This window comes from Natrinema sp. SYSU A 869 (assembly GCF_019879105.1).
GTDB lineage: Archaea > Halobacteriota > Halobacteria > Halobacteriales > Natrialbaceae > Natrinema.
The window spans coordinates 313,814-331,448 of record NZ_CP082247.1 but is presented as its reverse complement, the minus strand read 5'-3'; the positions used below and the strand labels follow the sequence as shown (position 1 = coordinate 331,448).

Sequence of the window (17,635 nt, the reverse complement as noted above, 5' to 3'; positions counted from 1 at the left end):
CTTCCGGTCACTACACCTGCGAACTGCTCGTGACATCCAAACCACATATATATGCTATAAGTTCGTGAAACTGGACGTTCATTCAAATTCCCTCTACAGAGTTAAGATAAGGCTGGACACCCTATCACGTGAAGGAGAGACCGGACAGAGAAGAAAACCGGTCAGCGTCGGCCTCCTTCAACAACATACCTTATTGCTTTGAATGTCTGCTATTGGTCAGAGATTCGCAATGGAACCCATCATCATTTCTAACTTAGAGTGCCCCTGATACCGGACTGTGTTGCTCCTCTGGTCGTACTCAATGGCACCGACATCTGCCAGTCGAGGGAGGGTCGAGTGGAGGAGTTGGAGAGTAACCTGTTTTTTCCCTCCATTATCCTGCTCAATAATCTCCTCTGCAAGGTCCTGGATTGAGGCTACGTTATCCGACAAGTTTTGGAAGTAGTTTAGGATAATACGTCGGTGATGGTTGGCAAGTATAGTCAGCAGTTCGTCCTTCTTCTTAGGGTGTAGTGAGTTCTGTTGTTCCATTATTGGGGTTCGCTTGTTCCAGTGCGAGTTCTGTATGCGAACCACGTGGAAAACACGGGAATGGACGGCAGCACGCCGTCAACGAGATGTCCACTGCTTGTTAAAGCGGACGCACACTGTGTATCGTCAGACGTGCGTCAGACCTATAAGAATGGTTTTCACCCATATCATCACACTCTGGGCCTACCACTGGTCATTCTCTCATCTCTACTGAGCGATGTGTGCTTAGCCTGTACTGATCGTTCGGCGATGGAGAAAAACCGAAAATTTGTAATATGGTTGATGGATGAAGTGACGGAGATCACTCGTCCATCAGCTGCTGGGCGAGTGCGGTATCCTCGTAGCCGGTGAATTTCTTGACCTTCCCGTCCTCCATGTCAGAGACATGGACGGCAGGAATCTCCATGACATCACCGTCCGCTGTGGTGACTCTGTGTGCACCTTCCATCACGACGGTGTCGCCGCCGTCGATGAATCAGTCAACAGTTACTTCGAAGGAGTCGAACTCCTCGTCGATTGGCGTAAACACATTTTCCAGGACTGCATCTGGGCCATGGTGTGTCCCCCGATCATCGGTGATTCCTCGGGTTCGGTCCACGTGATGTCGTCGGCGAATCCGGCCAGGCATGTCTCGATGTCGCCCTGGTTGAATGCCTCGTATAGTTCCTCCGCGATCTCGACGTTGGTTTTTTCTGTCGCTGCCATTAGTTGTCCCCCTATGCGTGCAATCCACTCGCAAGGATAAATAGTTATAATATATCCAACAGGAAGGTTTGAATACAGACACTGACCACTATTCCATACACTCGTTGAGATCAGTGGAGCCCGGCTGCTGATAGCTTTCTGTCTAACTGTATTAGATGTTTATCTGCCTGATTAACACTCTAACTAGAGTGTACTGGGCCTCTATCTACTGTGTCAACATCATCGCGCCGCCTGTCGGGGGTGCTCTGAAGTAACGGGGACGGTCAAGGAGTGGACGGCAGACTGTTCGGATCCAGAAGATGTGCAGTGAAAATTGCATGTGGATTAGAGATGACCGGTTACCAGCTCACCCGGTCATGTTCTCTTCCGGAGTGGGTTGTGTCTCCTCTTCCTGTGTCGGTGTCGGCTGTTGTCCGAGCCCAAGACTCTCAACTACTGCCATCGCGGGAGCAATCTGGCCACGAATCTCGCCCGCTGGATTCTGCTCAGTGTGGAGATTAACATAGGCGTTGCCGGTAGCCATCGCTTCCAGAAGCGTCTCGATCGACTCACCTTCGAGCGGTCCCGTCAAGTTCTCACTTGTGATCGTGCCGTCAGCGACGGCGCCGTCGTGTCGTCCTTCTATCAGCATCGGTTCTTGTGCTTCAGGACCCGGGTATAGCCATGCAACGACTGGCCCGTTCTCGTTGGGACTTCCCTGATGAATATGGGCCTGCGTGAGGTTTTCGATCGCCTGAACAACAAGCCCGTAATGAACTGCGCTCCTGTCCTCGGTGACAGCAAATGCTGCTGCGCCCTGGGCCGCCGTCTCGACTGGCGGAACCTGCTGTTCACCTGTTGGTATTGCGACATACATCCCGATGTCCTGCTGTTCGCCCTGGTCGTTCCTTGCCCTATCTTGATCACTCTTTGCGGCCGCAGTGCCAAACTGACTTCCGAGTAGTGTACCTGCGGTGAGCTTGAGTGCATTGCGTCTCTCTATCATGGTTTTCTCCTCCGTCTGGAGTATGGCGGTGTAATCGCCACAGATGACAACAGAGGATCATAATTTTAGTTATTAACATGCTATGGCATCTGTTTCAGACGTTAATACAGACTGTTGTTCTTCTACTCGGTATTACCGGAGAGCCACCGCAGTTTACGGTAATACAGCAGAACGTTGCGTAGCGAAACTGTCGCAAGTATTCCTCCTACGAAGATAATCTACCGATAGAATACGAGAGTACACTCGTCTTCGGTCTGGTGTTGGCAGTAGACTTACCGCCTATTGAGGATGCGATATAGTAACGGAAAGGCTGTAGAGTAGTCGCTGGGAACGGATATACAAACGTTCGGAGTTCTAAGCGACTGAATCACTTATTTAAATGTTCTTACATAGTATGTACTCATGGCGACGGAGCAGTGGGTGGAGACCCGGAACGCAGACCAGTGCGGGAACAGCGCACACATCCGGGTACCAAAACGATTCCGCGGCAAACCATTCCAGGCAGAACTGGTAGCCGAAGAGAAGCAGTGGCGGGAGACACTGGAAGCCAAAGCCTGCGGCAACAGCGCCCACATCCTCCTCCCCAAACGCTTCCGCGGCAAGACGTTCCGTGTAGAACTTCTCCAAGGTTGCCGCGAGAAAGGTGGTAACGGGTGAATGGAGACAATACGGAATCACACGAGACACCGGATGGTTAGGTAACGACCCCGATTGACGTTGTAGGCACTGTCTAGTTACTCGATTCCGACGTATAGCAGCGTTTCAGAGCCTGCTACAGCATTCACGGTGAAATCTGAGATTGTCACTGCTTATGAGAAATTTGCTGAAGCAGCCGAATTGTCGCTCCTCGTGGAACAGAGTCCCCTATATCAGATCCAATATGGTGATTTTACAGCCGATACTGTCACATCATCACCTTCCCGTATTGCGGTTTCTCTTATCTAGACAGTGCCGTTAAAAACAATCCTTCAAAGACAAGGCGAAACATGATCCGATCGGTGGCTGGCATCGGGAGCCTCTCTGTCATCCCGTTAGCGGCCTCACGCTCTCGCGCAGCAGAATCTCAGTCCCAGAACACGTACTACGAGATCGACGACGTCGGAGACATCGTCTACGTTGGCCCCGATCAGGGGGAGAACAACTATCTGGCAAACGCTGTCGACGGTTTCAACGAAGCCAAAGACAGCGGCGAAATCCGTTTCGAAGAGCAGAACGGCCAAGTCACAATTATCCCGGCGGACTCGTCAAAGTCCGTTTCCGCCCTCTATTGTAAGGGGAAAAACGATTACAAGAACAAACTTCACTGGCAGGGCCTGCGCCACATCTTCTGGCTCGACGATTGCACCTCCACCGAGCTCCGAAACAAGTTATTGGGTGGCATGGTTGTGTCCGAAGTCGCTGCCGTCATAGCAAACGCCGTCCCCGGCGTGGGGCAAGGGGCAGCTGCGGTTGCAGCCTGTGCAGGCATCATCATGGGGGGCGGCGCAACCCTCATCTCAGCGAACAACGAGGGGAGCGGCGTAAAACTCTGGTTCCACGGACCAAACCTCGCTGATCTCGATATCTACGAGATACGCTCCCAGTAGCGTGGTCTCACCGAAAAGTACAATAGTTCTCCCACCATTGACAGTTTCCATGACCTCAGAACACATCTCCAAAGAGCAGTCAATCAAAATCACGATCTGGTCGTCCATTATAGCTCTCTTCTTCCTATTTTTCCCTTATCTGAGCGGAAGTGGGGACTTGAACCTGGATAACCCCTACTATGCCAGTGCTTTCGTCATACTCCTGCTCGTTATCCTGGTCAGCTTCGGCATGCTGATCCGGGTTAAGAGACGAGATTCGTAAGTTTGTCGCGGTGCTCGATGGAGCGAAACTCACGATGTTTGATCAGCGGTCTCACACCTCCTTTGCACATTTCCTCACGTAATTGCTGCCAATCGTATCCTCAGTACCTCACAAAGCGTCTCTACTTACTTGGGCTGAAGCCGCAGTTTCATCCTGACCGGTAGTGATTGATAGTAGTTCTGACCGAAGATCGAGCAGAGTCGTCGCTGTCGGCGGCGGTCAGCCGCCGACGCGACGGCGTTGCCACTCGTAAGAAGGTTCAGTACCGAAGCGCACCTTCAGAAGAAAGACCTGCTTTAGACGTCTACTTTTCCCGTATTTGGCTGGATAGACGCATCTACAACCCTGTTCTCGGTCCTCGAGGTAGGGTACAAGCAGGGAGAACCGGGTTCCGCGAGCGGGATCTATCGTATCGAAAGGGTAGGTTGGGCGGGATGATGGTAGGCGGTGCAGGACAATGCGTCGGGATATCATTCAGTTCGATGGATCACCCGCCATGTTACCATTCAACACTATCATGGGTAATAAAGTTACACTCTAACGAGTCAGGTGTAGGCAGAACGGGGACTCCTCGACCTGTCGATAGCACTGAAAAGCTACGTCGGGAAGTGGTAACCGAGGTAGCTTAAGTCCCCCTCAACAGGGAGGGGGGGTGAGGGGATGACTGGTGGTGTGTCGACGCGGTGCCTCCCTGTACTGAGAGAAAAATTCTCGCGTCATAATAAGCGCTCTTAAAGAACGTCGCGCTCGAGTGGGTTCTGACGAATCTGGTTGACCTCTGATTGTGTTCCCTATACCCGAAATAAATACAGAGAACATTGATGCGATTCCGAGCACGCCGAGAACTCCTATGAGCTGTGCTAAAGGATCTGGGTCGAAAAATATGAAGTCGGTCAAAACAGCAACCCCAAGAAGCGCAGGAAATCCTAGTCGAGTCACCACGCCAAGAGACGACAACCAGTGGTGCTCAGCACGAAGCCATCTGCGAAAGTCACGTGCTTCTTGATTCAGACGAAGCCCCCATTTTATAAACAGATACCACATTACGATTCCTCCGACCAATAATACTGCTGCTACTCCCAGCTCACCATCTAATGCCACTTTTATTGCGGCATATGGCGTGAATATTAGCATGAGCGCTGAATAGAGCGCTAAGAAGTAACCACCAACGGGCGGGTTAGTATCTACTATGTATCAGTCACTGACTATCTCCATATATACTAATTCTTCGCGAAGTGACGCTCAGTTTTTGCCCCACACCCACCAGCGGAGTCTCGTTGTCAACGGAGCTTCTCGGTAGGATTGCTCGTCTTCGACGTACTTGACCAGCTCCCGTTTTTCTTCGCGATCGGCGATGAGTGCCTGCTTCTCATTGCGTAATCGCTTCACATCCCGGCGTAATTCGTTCACCTCCTGTTCGTGTTCGGTGCGAAGTTCGTCTAACTCCGCTTCGTGTTCGGTGCGAAGTTCGTCCACCTTCTCTTCGTATTCGGAGCGCACTTCATCGGCATCCTCTCGTGATTCGATTACACTTCGTATGTTCGCTTCGTGATCGCCCCGCATCCTCAGCCGCATCCTCGAGGGATTCAAGCGTGTCCTCGGAGAGTCGGAGCGTAATCTGTTGCATGTTCAAACGAACACACTCGCATCCTCATCAGGATGCGTCAGACGCACGGCTGACGTCTGTCAGCTACGTTTCGGCTGGTTCGAGTACTTCGGGTGGAGAATACGTTTCGAGTCGAGAGCGAGAGTAACCCGAGGACAGATTATGAATGGACTGGTGACAAAGGGTAGACTGCTACTATAAAATTCGAAGATATGGCTCTGTTGAAATCCTCAGTAAGTGATGAATTCTACCCCGTGATGGTCAGTACAGAGCGCGTATCTATCACGCTCAAATGACACTGGCCAGCCGAATGGACGGCTGGTCTGTTACGAACTCCTTCGTCAAACGGTTGCTCCCACAAGCCCCAAGTGTGTCAAGAACTAACATGAACATACAATGTATCGCCCTACTATCCGCACGGACAAGTCACCGTTCGAGCGCGTTCGCGACGCGATCCTCAATCGTGGTGATGGGGACGATGAGGAAACGCCGACAGGACCCGGGGTGCCCACGCCCGGGTGATTCCCGGTCGGGGCCTCGCGGTGGTCACTGAGAACAAACTTTCGCTGCATCGGTCGTCTAGTGTCCCTTGACTGGTGCATACGCATATCTACTGAATTGCTGTTCTAGAGGGTGTCATAGAACTGCCGTGTTGAATAGATGCTGAGTCATGGTTAGAGCGATTCACACAGCGGTTCAATGTTGATGAGGGCGAACATCAAGACGATCTCACGGAACTGTCGATACCAGCCCAGCGCTCGCACGGCATCGCCGAGCGAGCGCTTCGTTGTTGAGTACGAGGTTTCAGCCATCCAGCGCTGAGAGTAGCCTTTTGCCCGGATGAGTGCGTTATGTCCTACCGTGAGCGGTCTCGATCCACGCTGTAAAATGAGTGGATCGACACCGAGCGCGTAGAACTCATATTTTGTGACCCAGTTGTGGAACGCTTTGTCCGCCGCGACGGACAGCAGGTCGTCCGCCGGAACGCGGACGACCTGCGGCCCGGTCTTCGTATCGTGTTTCCACCGGGCCGAGATATGGACGTCAAGAACAGCAAGGGACTCCCTGTCGGTTAATGTCGTCACTTTCAGCGTTTGAACGGTACTTCCCGACCGCTGGCGGTAGTACGATGAGGCTGAACGTCGGTCGAAGAACGTGCTGTCGAGTGCTGCGTGGCCAGACTGCGGGTGTTGCTGCGCGGAAACGCGCAGCAACGCCCGCCATACCCACATTTTCAGCCGGTCGAACGACTTGTAGATCGTCGTGTACTCCGGCAGATCGTCCCGATCTAGGCCGAGTATATCACGAATCTCAGTCATGTACTCCAGTCGATTCGGCGTTTCGCGGTAGCTGTGGCCCTCTTCGAGTCGAAAACAGTGCAGTACGACATGGACCCAGCGGGCGAACCCGCCGCTGGCGGGCTCGCCCGCGTGCTTCCCCAACGCTTGTTTGGCTATAGTAACCGTTAGAACTTTCCGCCCAAGGAATGTTGCGTATACTAATGGACCATCTCGACGAAATATCTGTCGAAGAACTTCAAGATGCTCTCGACAACGTCGAGGGAAACAAGCCGACACAGCGGTTACTAGCAGCAATTGCGTACAAAAACGGTGTGACACAGACCGAACTAGCAGAGTGGCACGACACTGGCCGACGAACAATCTACAGTTGGCTCACGCGACTCGACACTGACGAGTCGCTTGAGCAGGCCGTTACTGATGCTCATCGATCTGGGAGAAAACGAAAGCTCTCGGAAAAAGAGCAAAAAGAATTCGAAGAAACTGTCCACGAATCACCAGCGAACGTTGGAGTTGACGCGCCGGCGTGGACGCCGGCGCTCGTCCAGCAGTATCTCGACGAAACCTACAATGTCGAGTACTCAATCCCGAGCTGCCGGCGGTTGCTCAAAGAAGCGGGATTGAGCTATCAAATACCACGCCGTACAGCCGCTGAAGCAGATGCTGAGGAGGAAGAAACGTTCCGCGAGGAACTCAAAAAAAGCGGCGGGAGATGGACGCCACAGTAGTCTGTATCGATCAAACCAAGAAATCTGTGCAAGTTGAGCCGCGTGCCGCGTGGTTTCCGCGCGGCACGCGGCCATCCGTCGAATTGTCTGGACAACGCGACTGGACGTGTTTGTTGGGCGCGATCACCGAGGACGGTGATCGCTTTTTCTCCCGGTTCGAAGAGTACGTCACCGCCGAACACACAAAACATTTCATTCTCGCGTTATGCAAAGAGTTCGAAGACAATTTGATTATCGTGCTAGATGGTGCGCCGTACTTCCAGGCGTCGGCCGTCACGGACCTAGCGGTCCGCGACGACCTCGCCTTTGTCACGTTACCGGCGTACTCTCCTGAACTCAATCCAGTCGAGGAGTGCTGGAGACAACTCCAAGCGGATCTTAGCAATCGGTTCTTTGATTCACTTACTGAACTCACAATAGCAATCGACACCGCTCTTGACCAACTCTCTATTCCTAGGGTGAGTAATTACTTCTAATGTCTACTATAGGTGGCGACACTGCTCAACGAAGTCGAGGAGATCGACTTCCATGGACAGAATCGATTTCTTCGACTTCACCTTTCTAACCCGCGATATCAACCGATTAGATCGCTATTCAACACGGCAGCAAAACGTAGGTTTGGACAAGGTGCACAGCGAGGTATCCAGATGTAAAATACGCCAACGATAACTCCTGAATCTTATCGCAAGCACCAAAGGATTAAAGAATCGGGTTTCCACACAGAACCGAAGAGAACATCAAGAGGAATAGCGGTTAAAAACCTGCTCCAGCAGAGATAGACACCCCCTTACTTCCGGAGATAGAAAAACGGTTCTACAGCATCTGCCAACCGGCACACATGCGTCAAACGATGTTCTTCAATGAACTCCTGAGCACGATACGCCTCATATCTCCCGGTGAACCGCCAGATAATCGTTCTACCATCAGTAAGCGCCCACTCGTTAACGGTTCCACCATTCGCAGCACCCACCGTACTTTCTATAACTCTCAGGTCATCCGGACTAAATATACGAATGACCTCTTCAAACTGACGGATAGTTGCAAACCCAAACTTCTTGAAAGAGTAATAGTCTGGTGGTCCCTCCGGTACTTTTCCCTCCCCAGTTAGCCAATACAACCGCCCGTCAGAAGACGCCTCATTTCCAAACGAACCGATCGTATCAATCCCATACCACTGAAGAATCCGCGCAACCGGCTCCAGCCCCAACATATTGACCACGATAGGCAATTCCTGGAACACTGCAGACGAAGTGATCGCACAATCACCGGCTACCGGCCTCGGAGTAGGAGACCGTTCGGTACCGAAACTTCCCTCACACCCCCCAGAAAGATGAGATCGTAGCGAACGAACACGGCCTCCAGCCATATCAAACAACAGGTGCCGTGGATTAAATGATACAGTTGGATACTCAATAGATAAGCGAGCATCAGAGTTGTCGGCAATCGTGGCAATGACACCGGAGCCATATCCCCCCGTAATCTCTTTCACCCTCTGTTCACCACGGTAGATATCGAGGAACAAAGACGAGTACGTAACTTTCACCGCGATCCAAACACGGTTATCTTCAAACGAATGTAAGAATAGTTCAGCCCCTTTCCGAGGTGACTGATTCTCCTCCAGGTCCCAGAAAAATTTGTCAGGACCGGAGTCTGATCGGTCTCGAACTCCGAGCCACTCACCACTCAACCGAGGGGAAGCCGGGAACGCAGTCCCGTCAATAAACTGGCCCTCTCCCCCTTGAACCTGATCGTCCCGATGGGCAACCGTAATTGGGAACCGTCGATCGCGCCCTACTCCGTCATCATATACGAACCAAGGAACATCATTGACTGACCGCTCAAAAGGGACGAACGCGTAGTTGAGGTCCGGAGAGTCGGTAACCGATCCCCCAAATGGCCAGTCCTGTATGATTTGATTGGATTTGCCAGCCAAGATCTCGACTGTATCACCAGGATAGAGGCAGATACCGGTACGAACTAACCCTTTATTTAGAGATACGGTAAAGTAGGTGAATTCTCTTGTACGGAGTCCATTGATTGTTGAGAAAATATAAGGCGGGATTTTTTGGAAGAGATCTCTAAGTTCACTTCTCTTCTTCGGTAGAAATCGGGATAGTTGCCGTTCCTCTTGTGTCGGAGCATTCAAATCCCGATCTTGAACGGACATAGTTCTACTATGCTCTATAGAGGACAGTAGAAGACATGAATCTTTTTTCATTGAATACAGTATATTCAAAGAACCACTCTATCTGAATTCATAGTATATATTCCGCTAACGAAAACGCCTTTGATTAGATAGCTGAATCCGTGAAACGCGAAGACCAGGGCTTCAAACCACGAGTATCCGCGTTAAGAGCCTTAGCGTGCCCGCAGCCCGAGCACTTCTGTTTCATATCTCGCATCCACTTCTCCCGTCCCAAACAGTACGTATACGACCAGTTGCTAGTTACTTTCTTCAACTTGCGCTTCTTACACCTCGGACATTTCTTTGCCAGAATATACTACCTCATAGGTCTTCACTCCCTATAATGAGAATCTGGCCAGTTACAGCCATGACCAACAGCCAGCCATCGATCAGAAGCATGGGCCGAAATGGCCCGTGCCTCGGCGGGTTTTGGCGCAACACGGCGCTAGCAACCGCGTCCCAGTCGCGAGTATCTGGGATAGCACCCGTTGATCAATTGGTTCGCGCCTCGGGTTGCCCCCGCTATTTCACAAAGGTCCCAGGTCACCGAAGCAGTATAACCGGGTCAATGGCGTCCCTCGCCGGTTAGTAACCAACTCGGCTCCACCGCATTACAACGCGGACTCAGCTAGTACCGCCGCAGGCACAGAACACTGTCTGGAATCCGATCTTTTTACCAGTTTTGTGAAAGATGGATGAACCCTAAGAAGAAGGAACCCTTTACCTTGACCACCATTCGAAGCGAGAGTTTCTGATCCAGTCACAGAAGTTAATCGCCATGAGAGTGAGGCGGCGACCGAACGAGCGTAAGCCAGAAGTGATTCAATGAGCTGACAAGTTCAATAAAATCATCTGGTTCAACTGGTTTCGCAAGATACGCGTTCGCGTTGAGATCGTAGGATTTGATGATGTCTTCCTCCGCTTTTGACCCCGTCAACACGATCACTGGGATGGGCTCTGTTGAATCGCTGTAAGGCGGTAGATTTCACTGTTTGACGGCACGTTTGATGTTGTAGACGACACACATCAGAGAAATTTCACGGAACTCTCGATACCAGCTACGCGCTCGCACGGCGTAGCCGAGCGAGCGCTTGACGGCTGAGTTGACGGTTTCGGCCATTGACCGCTGAGCGTACCGATCTTCATCAATGCGGGCGTTGTGTGCGTGATCGTACGGAGCGAAGATCCGGTGTTTGATCAGCGGGCGAATGTCGAGTTCACGGAGTCGTTCGCGGAGTTGTTGCTTGTCATAGCCCTTATCAGCGGCTAGAGACCGCAGATCGCCCGCGTTCCGGCGGGCGATCTGCTCACAGAGATCTGCGTCGCTGCCTTCTAACGTCGTCGAGCAGTGAAGATCAAGCACAGCTTGCGTTGCTGTATCGACGAGTTTGGTTACTTTGAGCGTCTGAACGCGATAATTCGTTCGTTGACAGTAGTGACGGCTTGCACGATCTCGTTCATAGAACGTAGCGTCGATCGCAGCGTGCTCAGAGAGGTCGTGTAGCTGCGCCGACTGGCACAGCAACACTCGACAAACGCTCATCTCGATCCGATCAAACGCCTTACACAGCGTAGATGGTGCGGGGAGATCGGCCGTATCAAGGCCGATCTCCCCTGTTATTTGCGGCATTTCCTTCAGCAGATCGATCGTCATTCGATAGGACGTATCGAGGTAAATCCGCAGACAATGCAGGGAAACGAGGGCATAGTCGGTGAATCCGCCGCCACCTTTCGGGGCGGCGGATTCGTCTCCATCGCCAGTAACGTTTTGAGCAATCGGCACAACTGCCCCAATGAAGCGGGAGATTTGGGTCATGAACAACTGAAGTCTCCCGCTTCAAGACCTTCGATTTAGCGAACCATTCCGCCGCTGTCTAGTGATTCAACACAGCCCTGGGATGTGTTTCAGCTCGCGGTCGTCTTTAAGTTCAGCGAGAACCTCATCGCCGTTCATCCAGGGAAGACTCAGGTCGAGCAGGATGAGGTCCGGTCGCGGTACATCCGTATACTCCTCGCGATGATAGATGAAGTCAAGGGCGTCCTCCCCATCACCGACGACATAGATCGAGTTCGCAATCTGCGCGTCAGAAAACGCTTCTTTCATCAACCGGACATCCCCCAGATTATCTTCGACTAACAGAATATCAGCGCCAGGGTCTTCTACAGAAGGATCTTCAAACTCCAGCTGCACATCACGACTCTCCTCTGAACCTCCGGTGGACTCCGCCATCGATTCGATCACGGAGAGGACAGACCAGTTTACGAGGGACACCTGCTCGCCAGCAACGATGACGAGCCCGGCCTCAGCTAATTTCGGGAGATGGTGGTGAAAAAGAGAGATCTGGATGTTCTCGAAGAGCGCATCCGATGGATCATCGCTGTCTGCTTCCCAGCGGAAGAGAGCAGTTGTGAGTTCATCTACGGTAGCCGGGTTGGATTCTTCCGCAAGGAACTGAAGCACGAACCGGCGACGATAACTGGCAAGACATTCAAACAATTGATCTGCTTCAGGATCAACAGAAATCTCATCACTCATTACCTGCAACTGAAACCGGTGCGCCGGGAGATACTTCGTCTTGCTGCAACAGCATAGTTAAATCCCCCTCTTGTCTCATTCATCACCTGTTGCGGCCAAAGACTTCACGAGCACTTCTTTAACACCTCGACGAATCCGATCAGAGAGTGCTTGTGACGAGATATCAAATTCCTCGGCGAGTTCAGTCAATGTAACTTTCCGCGGTGTATCGAAATAACCTCGTTCAAGCGCCAACAACAGGGCCTCCCGCTGTTCAGGCGTAACATCAAAGATATAGTAGACGTTAGAAATAGTTACTCACCTTTGGGATTGAGAGTTGGTCGAGAGCTGTATCAATCGCTGTCGTCAGCTCGTCGAGTGAATCAAAGAAGCGGTTGCTAAGGGACGCTTGAAGCTGTCTCCAGCACTCCTCGACAGGATTCAGTTCCGGCGAATACGACGGTAACGTCACGAAGGCGAGGTCGTCACGGGCCGCCAGGTCCGTGACGGCTGACGCCTGAAAATATGGCGCACCATCTAGGACGACAATCAAGTTACCTTCGAATTCTCTGCATAATGCTAAAATGAAATGTTTCGTGTGTTCGGCGGTGACGTACTCAGTGAATCGGGAGAAAAAGCGATCACCGTTTTCGGTGATCGCGCCCAGCAGACACGTCCAGTCGCGTTGGCCAGAGAGTTCGACAGAGGGCCGCGTGCCGCGCGGAAACCACGCGGCACGCGGCTCAACTTGCACGGATTTCTTGGTTTGGTCGATACAGACTACTGTGGCGTCCATCTCCCGCCGCTTTTTTTGAGTTCGTCGTAGAACGTTTCTTGTTCGTCAGCCTCAGCTTCAGCGGCTGTGCGGCGTGGTTTTTGGTAGCTCAATCCCGCCTCGTTCAGCAACCGCCGGCAACTCGGGATTGAGTACTCGACATCGTAGGTCTCGTCGAGATACTGCTGGACGAGCGCCGGCGTCCACGCCGGCGCGTCAACCCCAACTTCCTCGGGTGAGTCGTGGACAACTTCCTCGAATTCTTGTTGCTCTTTTTCTGAGAGCTTTCGTTTTCTCCCAGATCGGTGAGCATCAGTAACAGCCTGCTCAAGCGACTCGTCGGTGTCGAGTCGCTTGAGCCAGCTATAGATCGTGCGTCGCTGAACGTCGTACCACTCGGCTAGTTCAGTCTGTGTAACGCCGTTTTTGAACGCTATTGCCGCTAAGAGCCGTTGTGTCGGCTTCTTCCCCTCCACGTTGTCGAGGGCATCTTGCAATTCCTCGACAGAGATTTCGTCGAGATGATCCACTACGCTTAGCAACAATCTCTGAGTAGAAAGTTCTAACGGTTACTATAGGCCCTGGCCCACCGATCTCAGCCAACGGAACCACCCGTTCAATATGGATTGTAATACTATGGTCAATACAGAAATTGTAGAACTCACCGACCAAATCGTGAGTCGGAAACCGGAGACGGAAATACCAGTTCTCATCGCCGTACGCCTCAAGGAGAGTCCCCTCACTGGTCTGGATACCTGCAAGCAGATTGTTGGGAGGGTTATCCGCCCACTCGATGCGGTAGAGTCCTTGATCACCGATCTGCTCCAGCTGATGGACCGTTTTCACAAGCGGATGTGAAAGCACCCCCTTCTCAAACTCATCGAGATCGTCGCTTGTCACCCACAGGAAAGGGACCGGATGCTCCCCCAGCGGGATCACCCGCTCGAGCTCGACGGATTTGACACCAATCACCTGTTGAAGGATACTGCCGACAACGAAGTCTTCGGCAGCAATACTGAATTCAAGAAGTATGACCATAGTCCATCTACGAGATCCCAGCGGATTATCTGCTCGGCATCGTTCCCAATGACGATTCGAAAGGCATCGTAACCGGTCACTCCTCGAATTGCTCTGTCGCCAGTCGGTACGCTTCGTCCGACACCAGGAAGCATACTATCGGAATCGATCGGTCGCCGAGGCAGTGTACCTGCTCTGTTCCCCACTGTGTGATCCGGTCGATCACCGGTGGCGGCAACGTGGTTGACCCGTCACCATCGAGCAGTGACTGGCCGAGCTGCGTGAATCGGTGATCACCATCGTACACGGATAGGTGCCGTGTCGCCACCAGATAATCACGCTCCTTCCAGTACCCCCAATAGATGAGATCGTTGAAGGTGACCGCATCGAACGCGGATGTCGAGACCGTCGCTGGAAACGTGCCTACTGCCGGATTCTCCGCATCCTGCTCCAGGACACCAACCCAGTGTGGCTCTTCCGTACTCATACCGCGTGGTACGAGAACAACCCGCATAATTCTACAGGAGTAAAAGAGAATCAATGGGACCGTCGCTCACTCGCCCTCAAACTGCGGATACCGGTAGTATGAGTAGTCCTCCAGCGGCGGCTCCTCAAACACGATCACCCAGCCAATCAGCGGCGTCCCCAACTCCTCCGCAACCACGTCCTCATCATCGAACACATTGCGATCGCCGTCCTTGTGCACCGCACCCGGCGGCGCATCCTCCGAGATACCATACGTCCAGCTCCGGACATCCCCGAACGTCTCCTTCTCACCGACCTGTACCATGTTCGAATACACCCGGACCTCGTAGCTCTCCTCCCCTTGGGACATATACCAGTATACAGGCGCAACCAGTAAGAAATGGCGGTGCAGATATCGAACATCATCCTGTTGTATTATCACCTATCACGGTGTCAAGACACGTATGCACTGCGACTGGTGGCAGCCGTGTGTCCGAGATGCCACCGCCCAACTCGTCGTTCAGGACACAGACGATGGGGCGCAACAGATGCAATACTACTGCCCATCACACTTCCAGATGCGGCTGGCGGAGATCCAGGAGAGCGACCACCTCGAACTCCAAGAATCACGGACACCTGAACAGCAGCTGTGACGTAGTCCAGTCAGCGTATTCTATGACTCTGTCCCATACGCAGTGACGGTCCGTTCATCGGAACTCCCTCCGGTTTCCACGCGGACGGGGAATGAATCGTCTTGGGCCACAGGATACGTCTCGAACACGAGTGTGAAAACTCGCCGTCGTACCACGACCGAAGCGACTGCGGATACGACGAGACAGCGCCCAAAGAGTGGTCAAAAGGGCTCGTAGGCTTCTGGCCAGCACCCGTGTTCGATATTTCCCAAACTGAGGGAGAGCCACTTCCCGAACTCGAGACCGAAGCGAGTGGAGATGCCAGCGAACTGCTCCCAGTACTTCTCGAGGTGGCCTCATCACTCGACGTAGATGTAGAGGTCGTCTCCCCAACGGAGTGGACTCATGGCGACGCCAAAGGCATCTGTCAGTATCGCTCTCCTGCGGAACAACCACTAATCGAGGTCCGAAATCGTGAGAACAGCGCAGCTCTCGCTGTGACGCTCGTCCACGAATACGCCCACGCACGCTTGCATGGTGACGGCAATGAGACTGACCGCTCGAAACGCGAACTCGAGGCTGAAGCAGTCGGCTATATCGTCGGGCGGTACTTCGGGCTGGATACGAGCGGGTCAGCGTTCTATCTGGCTGCATGGGAGGGCGACGAACCAGAGGCGATCTTTGACCGACTCGAACGGATCAGTTCGACAGCTGCGGAGATCGTTGATGTCGTCGACGAGGTGATGGTGGATGAATGAGCGAAATCTCCTCCTCGAGATCGTCACTGCACTCGAAGAGCAGGGACTCGGTCATGACGAGTACCAATTGCAACGGGTGATCGACATCGAAGCGCTCGAGCAACTCGTCGACTCAGCAGGCGCTGATCTCGAGGTCAGATTCTCGGTCGGTGAGTTTCGTCTCTGCGTGATGCAGTCCGATGTGCAGGTCCTTCCGAGTCCGTAGTAGGAGAGCCTATCTGGTTCTCCTCTGTCCGTTTGTGTACCATATAAATTTCATTCCTAATCGATATGAATAGTCTGGTAAGTGTATATGCGTACTGACCACTGAGAGTTCTTCCAGTTCAGCGAGGTGTTCCGATAGCCGTACGAGATACAGCACGCGTATCTCGTACAGGCACAGGTCACTATTGTGGATACGCATGGCGAAACGGATTTCAACCGATACATGACGGGTAGTGTGGGTATGGAGGTCGCCCAAACGATACCAGTCCCGGTGATGTGTGTGCGTGAGCCGAAATCTAATGGGTGACAAACCATTTGACGGTGGTTCTCATAGTCAGTCATACATATGTACGAGGACATTCTACTCCCGTTCGATGGAAGCGATGGTGTTGCGGAGGCACTACATCACGCTGCTGAGATCGCACACTGGGCCGACGCCACTATCCACGTTCTGTTTGTCGCGGATACGACACGCGATAGTGTCACAGTCGTCGAAACACAGGTCGTTGACGCACTTGTTCAGGAAGGCGAGAGCGTCGTCGAAGAAGCGGAAAAGACACTGGACACACTCGGTGTAAACTACGATTCTGACGTCGTCCAAGGGAACCCAGCGCCGACGGTCGTCGAATACGCTGAGCGATACGACTACGACTTGATCGTAATGCCAACGCACGGTCGGGAGGGGGTGTCACGATACCTCATCGGAAGCGTCACGGAGAAAGTCATCCGTCTGTCTTCCGTCCCCGTTCTGACGGCACGGATGCAGCCCGATGAACAATTGGTGTTCCCCTACGAGAACATCCTCCTACCGACCGACGGGAGTGCTAGTGCAGTTCATGCTGCCGAGCATGGCCTCTCACTTGCAGCGGCTCTCGATGCGACTGTTCACGTACTGTCTGTCGTCGACGATACATCGCTTGGTCTGGACGTTCGCTCAACTATTTTGGGAGGGGAAAGTGAACAGGCTGGGGCCGATGCCGTTGACGACCTTGTGTCCGAGGCGGAGACACGCGGCGTTTCGAACACTGTCCGGCACGTCGAACACGGATCCCCTATCGAGGTGATACTCGACACTATCGAATCGAACGATATCCACGCTGTCGTGATGGGAACGACTGGGAGGCGCGGAAGTGATCGAATACTACTTGGGAGCGTCGCTGAAAAGACCGCCCGCTCAGCGCCGGTTCCCGTCATCACAGTTAGACACGGCGAGTAACTCGAAAGGAATGGCTTGGCCGTGTTTAGACGCGAAAATTCGCGGGATAGAGATCCTGTTGTGCGTGAGTAGCGATATAACTGTCCGAAATGTCGTTGATGTCCAAGAACACCTCTCAAAAACGTCGACGTCTCAGCCGTTCTTCCGAGAGTGTAGAATCGACACCG

Annotated in this window: 18 protein-coding genes and 4 pseudogenes; 7 read left to right on the top strand and 15 right to left on the bottom strand. The window is 52.8% G+C overall.

Going from position 1 to position 17,635, the window contains the following annotated elements; genetic code table 11:
* Positions 1-216: 216 nt before the first annotated feature.
* The 4 genes from K6I40_RS01450 to K6I40_RS01440 form a co-directional block, all read right to left on the bottom strand.
* The gene (locus K6I40_RS01450) at positions 217-531 is read right to left on the bottom strand and encodes a hypothetical protein (RefSeq protein WP_222913354.1); all 315 of its coding nucleotides are present in this window, start codon (positions 529-531) and stop codon (positions 217-219) included.
* 301 nt (positions 532-832) lie between these two features.
* Entirely contained in the window at positions 833-979 is a 147-nt protein-coding gene (locus K6I40_RS27640) for a hypothetical protein (protein ID WP_255681418.1), read from the bottom strand.
* Positions 980-1,017: 38 nt separating this feature from the next.
* The gene (locus tag K6I40_RS27635) at positions 1,018-1,236 is read right to left on the bottom strand and encodes a nuclear transport factor 2 family protein (RefSeq protein ID WP_255681417.1); all 219 of its coding nucleotides are present in this window, start codon (positions 1,234-1,236) and stop codon (positions 1,018-1,020) included.
* 346 nt (positions 1,237-1,582) lie between these two features.
* Positions 1,583-2,221, bottom strand: coding sequence for a CHRD domain-containing protein (locus K6I40_RS01440; RefSeq protein ID WP_222913352.1), 639 nt, complete (start codon positions 2,219-2,221; stop codon positions 1,583-1,585).
* Positions 2,222-2,623: 402 nt separating this feature from the next.
* Here K6I40_RS01440 and K6I40_RS01435 point away from each other — a divergent pair, with 402 nt between their 5' ends.
* Together K6I40_RS01435 and K6I40_RS01430 are read left to right on the top strand one after the other, a co-directional pair.
* Positions 2,624-2,878: a DUF2080 family transposase-associated protein gene (locus K6I40_RS01435; protein WP_222913588.1), complete on the top strand. Its 255-nt coding sequence runs from the start codon at positions 2,624-2,626 to the stop codon at positions 2,876-2,878.
* Between the two features lie 329 nt (positions 2,879-3,207).
* Complete coding sequence (locus tag K6I40_RS01430) at positions 3,208-3,807, top strand: hypothetical protein (protein WP_222913350.1); 600 nt, start codon at positions 3,208-3,210, stop codon at positions 3,805-3,807.
* A gap of 253 nt (positions 3,808-4,060) precedes the next feature.
* Here K6I40_RS01430 and K6I40_RS01425 read toward each other — a convergent pair.
* From K6I40_RS01425 to K6I40_RS01410, 3 genes and pseudogenes are all read right to left on the bottom strand, one after another.
* Positions 4,061-4,169: pseudogene (locus K6I40_RS01425) on the bottom strand (IS5/IS1182 family transposase); the annotation flags it as partial.
* 1,142 nt (positions 4,170-5,311) lie between these two features.
* The gene (locus K6I40_RS01420) at positions 5,312-5,569 is read right to left on the bottom strand and encodes a hypothetical protein (protein ID WP_222913348.1); all 258 of its coding nucleotides are present in this window, start codon (positions 5,567-5,569) and stop codon (positions 5,312-5,314) included.
* Between the two features lie 780 nt (positions 5,570-6,349).
* The gene (locus tag K6I40_RS01410; RefSeq protein WP_222913586.1) at positions 6,350-7,132 is read right to left on the bottom strand and encodes an IS5 family transposase; all 783 of its coding nucleotides are present in this window, start codon (positions 7,130-7,132) and stop codon (positions 6,350-6,352) included.
* A gap of 44 nt (positions 7,133-7,176) precedes the next feature.
* Here K6I40_RS01410 and K6I40_RS01405 point away from each other — a divergent pair.
* A protein-coding gene (locus tag K6I40_RS01405; RefSeq protein ID WP_222913344.1) for an IS630 family transposase occupies positions 7,177-8,177 on the top strand; the annotation gives its coding sequence in 2 pieces (ribosomal slippage) (positions 7,177-7,669 and positions 7,669-8,177; 1,002 coding nt in all).
* A 311-nt stretch (positions 8,178-8,488) separates the two neighbouring features.
* Here the strand turns inward: K6I40_RS01405 and K6I40_RS01400 are convergent.
* From K6I40_RS01400 to K6I40_RS01370, 8 genes and pseudogenes are all read right to left on the bottom strand, one after another.
* A complete protein-coding gene (locus tag K6I40_RS01400) occupies positions 8,489-9,868 on the bottom strand; it encodes a hypothetical protein (RefSeq protein WP_222913342.1) in 1,380 nt (459 codons plus the stop codon).
* A 787-nt stretch (positions 9,869-10,655) separates the two neighbouring features.
* Positions 10,656-10,838 (bottom strand): annotated as a pseudogene (locus K6I40_RS27630) (response regulator); the annotation flags it as partial.
* A gap of 33 nt (positions 10,839-10,871) precedes the next feature.
* On the bottom strand, positions 10,872-11,702 hold the full coding sequence (locus K6I40_RS01395; protein ID WP_222912741.1) for an IS5 family transposase: 831 nt from the start codon (positions 11,700-11,702) through the stop codon (positions 10,872-10,874).
* 78 nt (positions 11,703-11,780) lie between these two features.
* Positions 11,781-12,071, bottom strand: a pseudogene (locus tag K6I40_RS01390) (response regulator); the annotation flags it as partial.
* A 426-nt stretch (positions 12,072-12,497) separates the two neighbouring features.
* Positions 12,498-12,695 carry a helix-turn-helix domain-containing protein gene (locus K6I40_RS01385; RefSeq protein ID WP_255681438.1) on the bottom strand — a complete coding sequence of 66 codons (198 nt, stop codon included), beginning with the start codon at positions 12,693-12,695 and terminating at the stop codon, positions 12,498-12,500.
* Positions 12,696-12,705: 10 nt separating this feature from the next.
* A protein-coding gene (locus K6I40_RS01380; protein WP_222913340.1) for an IS630 family transposase occupies positions 12,706-13,706 on the bottom strand; the annotation gives its coding sequence in 2 pieces (ribosomal slippage) (positions 12,706-13,214 and positions 13,214-13,706; 1,002 coding nt in all).
* Positions 13,707-14,290: 584 nt separating this feature from the next.
* On the bottom strand, positions 14,291-14,680 hold the full coding sequence (locus K6I40_RS01375) for a hypothetical protein (protein WP_222913338.1): 390 nt from the start codon (positions 14,678-14,680) through the stop codon (positions 14,291-14,293).
* Positions 14,681-14,746: 66 nt separating this feature from the next.
* A complete protein-coding gene (locus K6I40_RS01370) occupies positions 14,747-15,028 on the bottom strand; it encodes a hypothetical protein (protein WP_222913335.1) in 282 nt (93 codons plus the stop codon).
* Positions 15,029-15,122: 94 nt separating this feature from the next.
* Here K6I40_RS01370 and K6I40_RS01365 point away from each other — a divergent pair, with 94 nt between their 5' ends.
* From K6I40_RS01365 to K6I40_RS01350, 4 genes and pseudogenes are all read left to right on the top strand, one after another.
* Entirely contained in the window at positions 15,123-15,311 is a 189-nt protein-coding gene (locus K6I40_RS01365) for a hypothetical protein (RefSeq protein WP_222913333.1), read from the top strand.
* Positions 15,312-15,439: 128 nt separating this feature from the next.
* A pseudogene (locus tag K6I40_RS01360) lies at positions 15,440-16,048 on the top strand (ImmA/IrrE family metallo-endopeptidase); the annotation flags it as partial.
* On the top strand, positions 16,041-16,253 hold the full coding sequence (locus K6I40_RS01355) for a hypothetical protein (RefSeq protein ID WP_222913330.1): 213 nt from the start codon (positions 16,041-16,043) through the stop codon (positions 16,251-16,253). The pseudogene K6I40_RS01360 and the gene K6I40_RS01355, both read left to right, overlap by 8 nt.
* Before the next feature lie 345 nt (positions 16,254-16,598).
* A complete protein-coding gene (locus K6I40_RS01350; protein ID WP_222913327.1) occupies positions 16,599-17,468 on the top strand; it encodes a universal stress protein in 870 nt (289 codons plus the stop codon).
* Positions 17,469-17,635 lie beyond the last annotated feature (167 nt).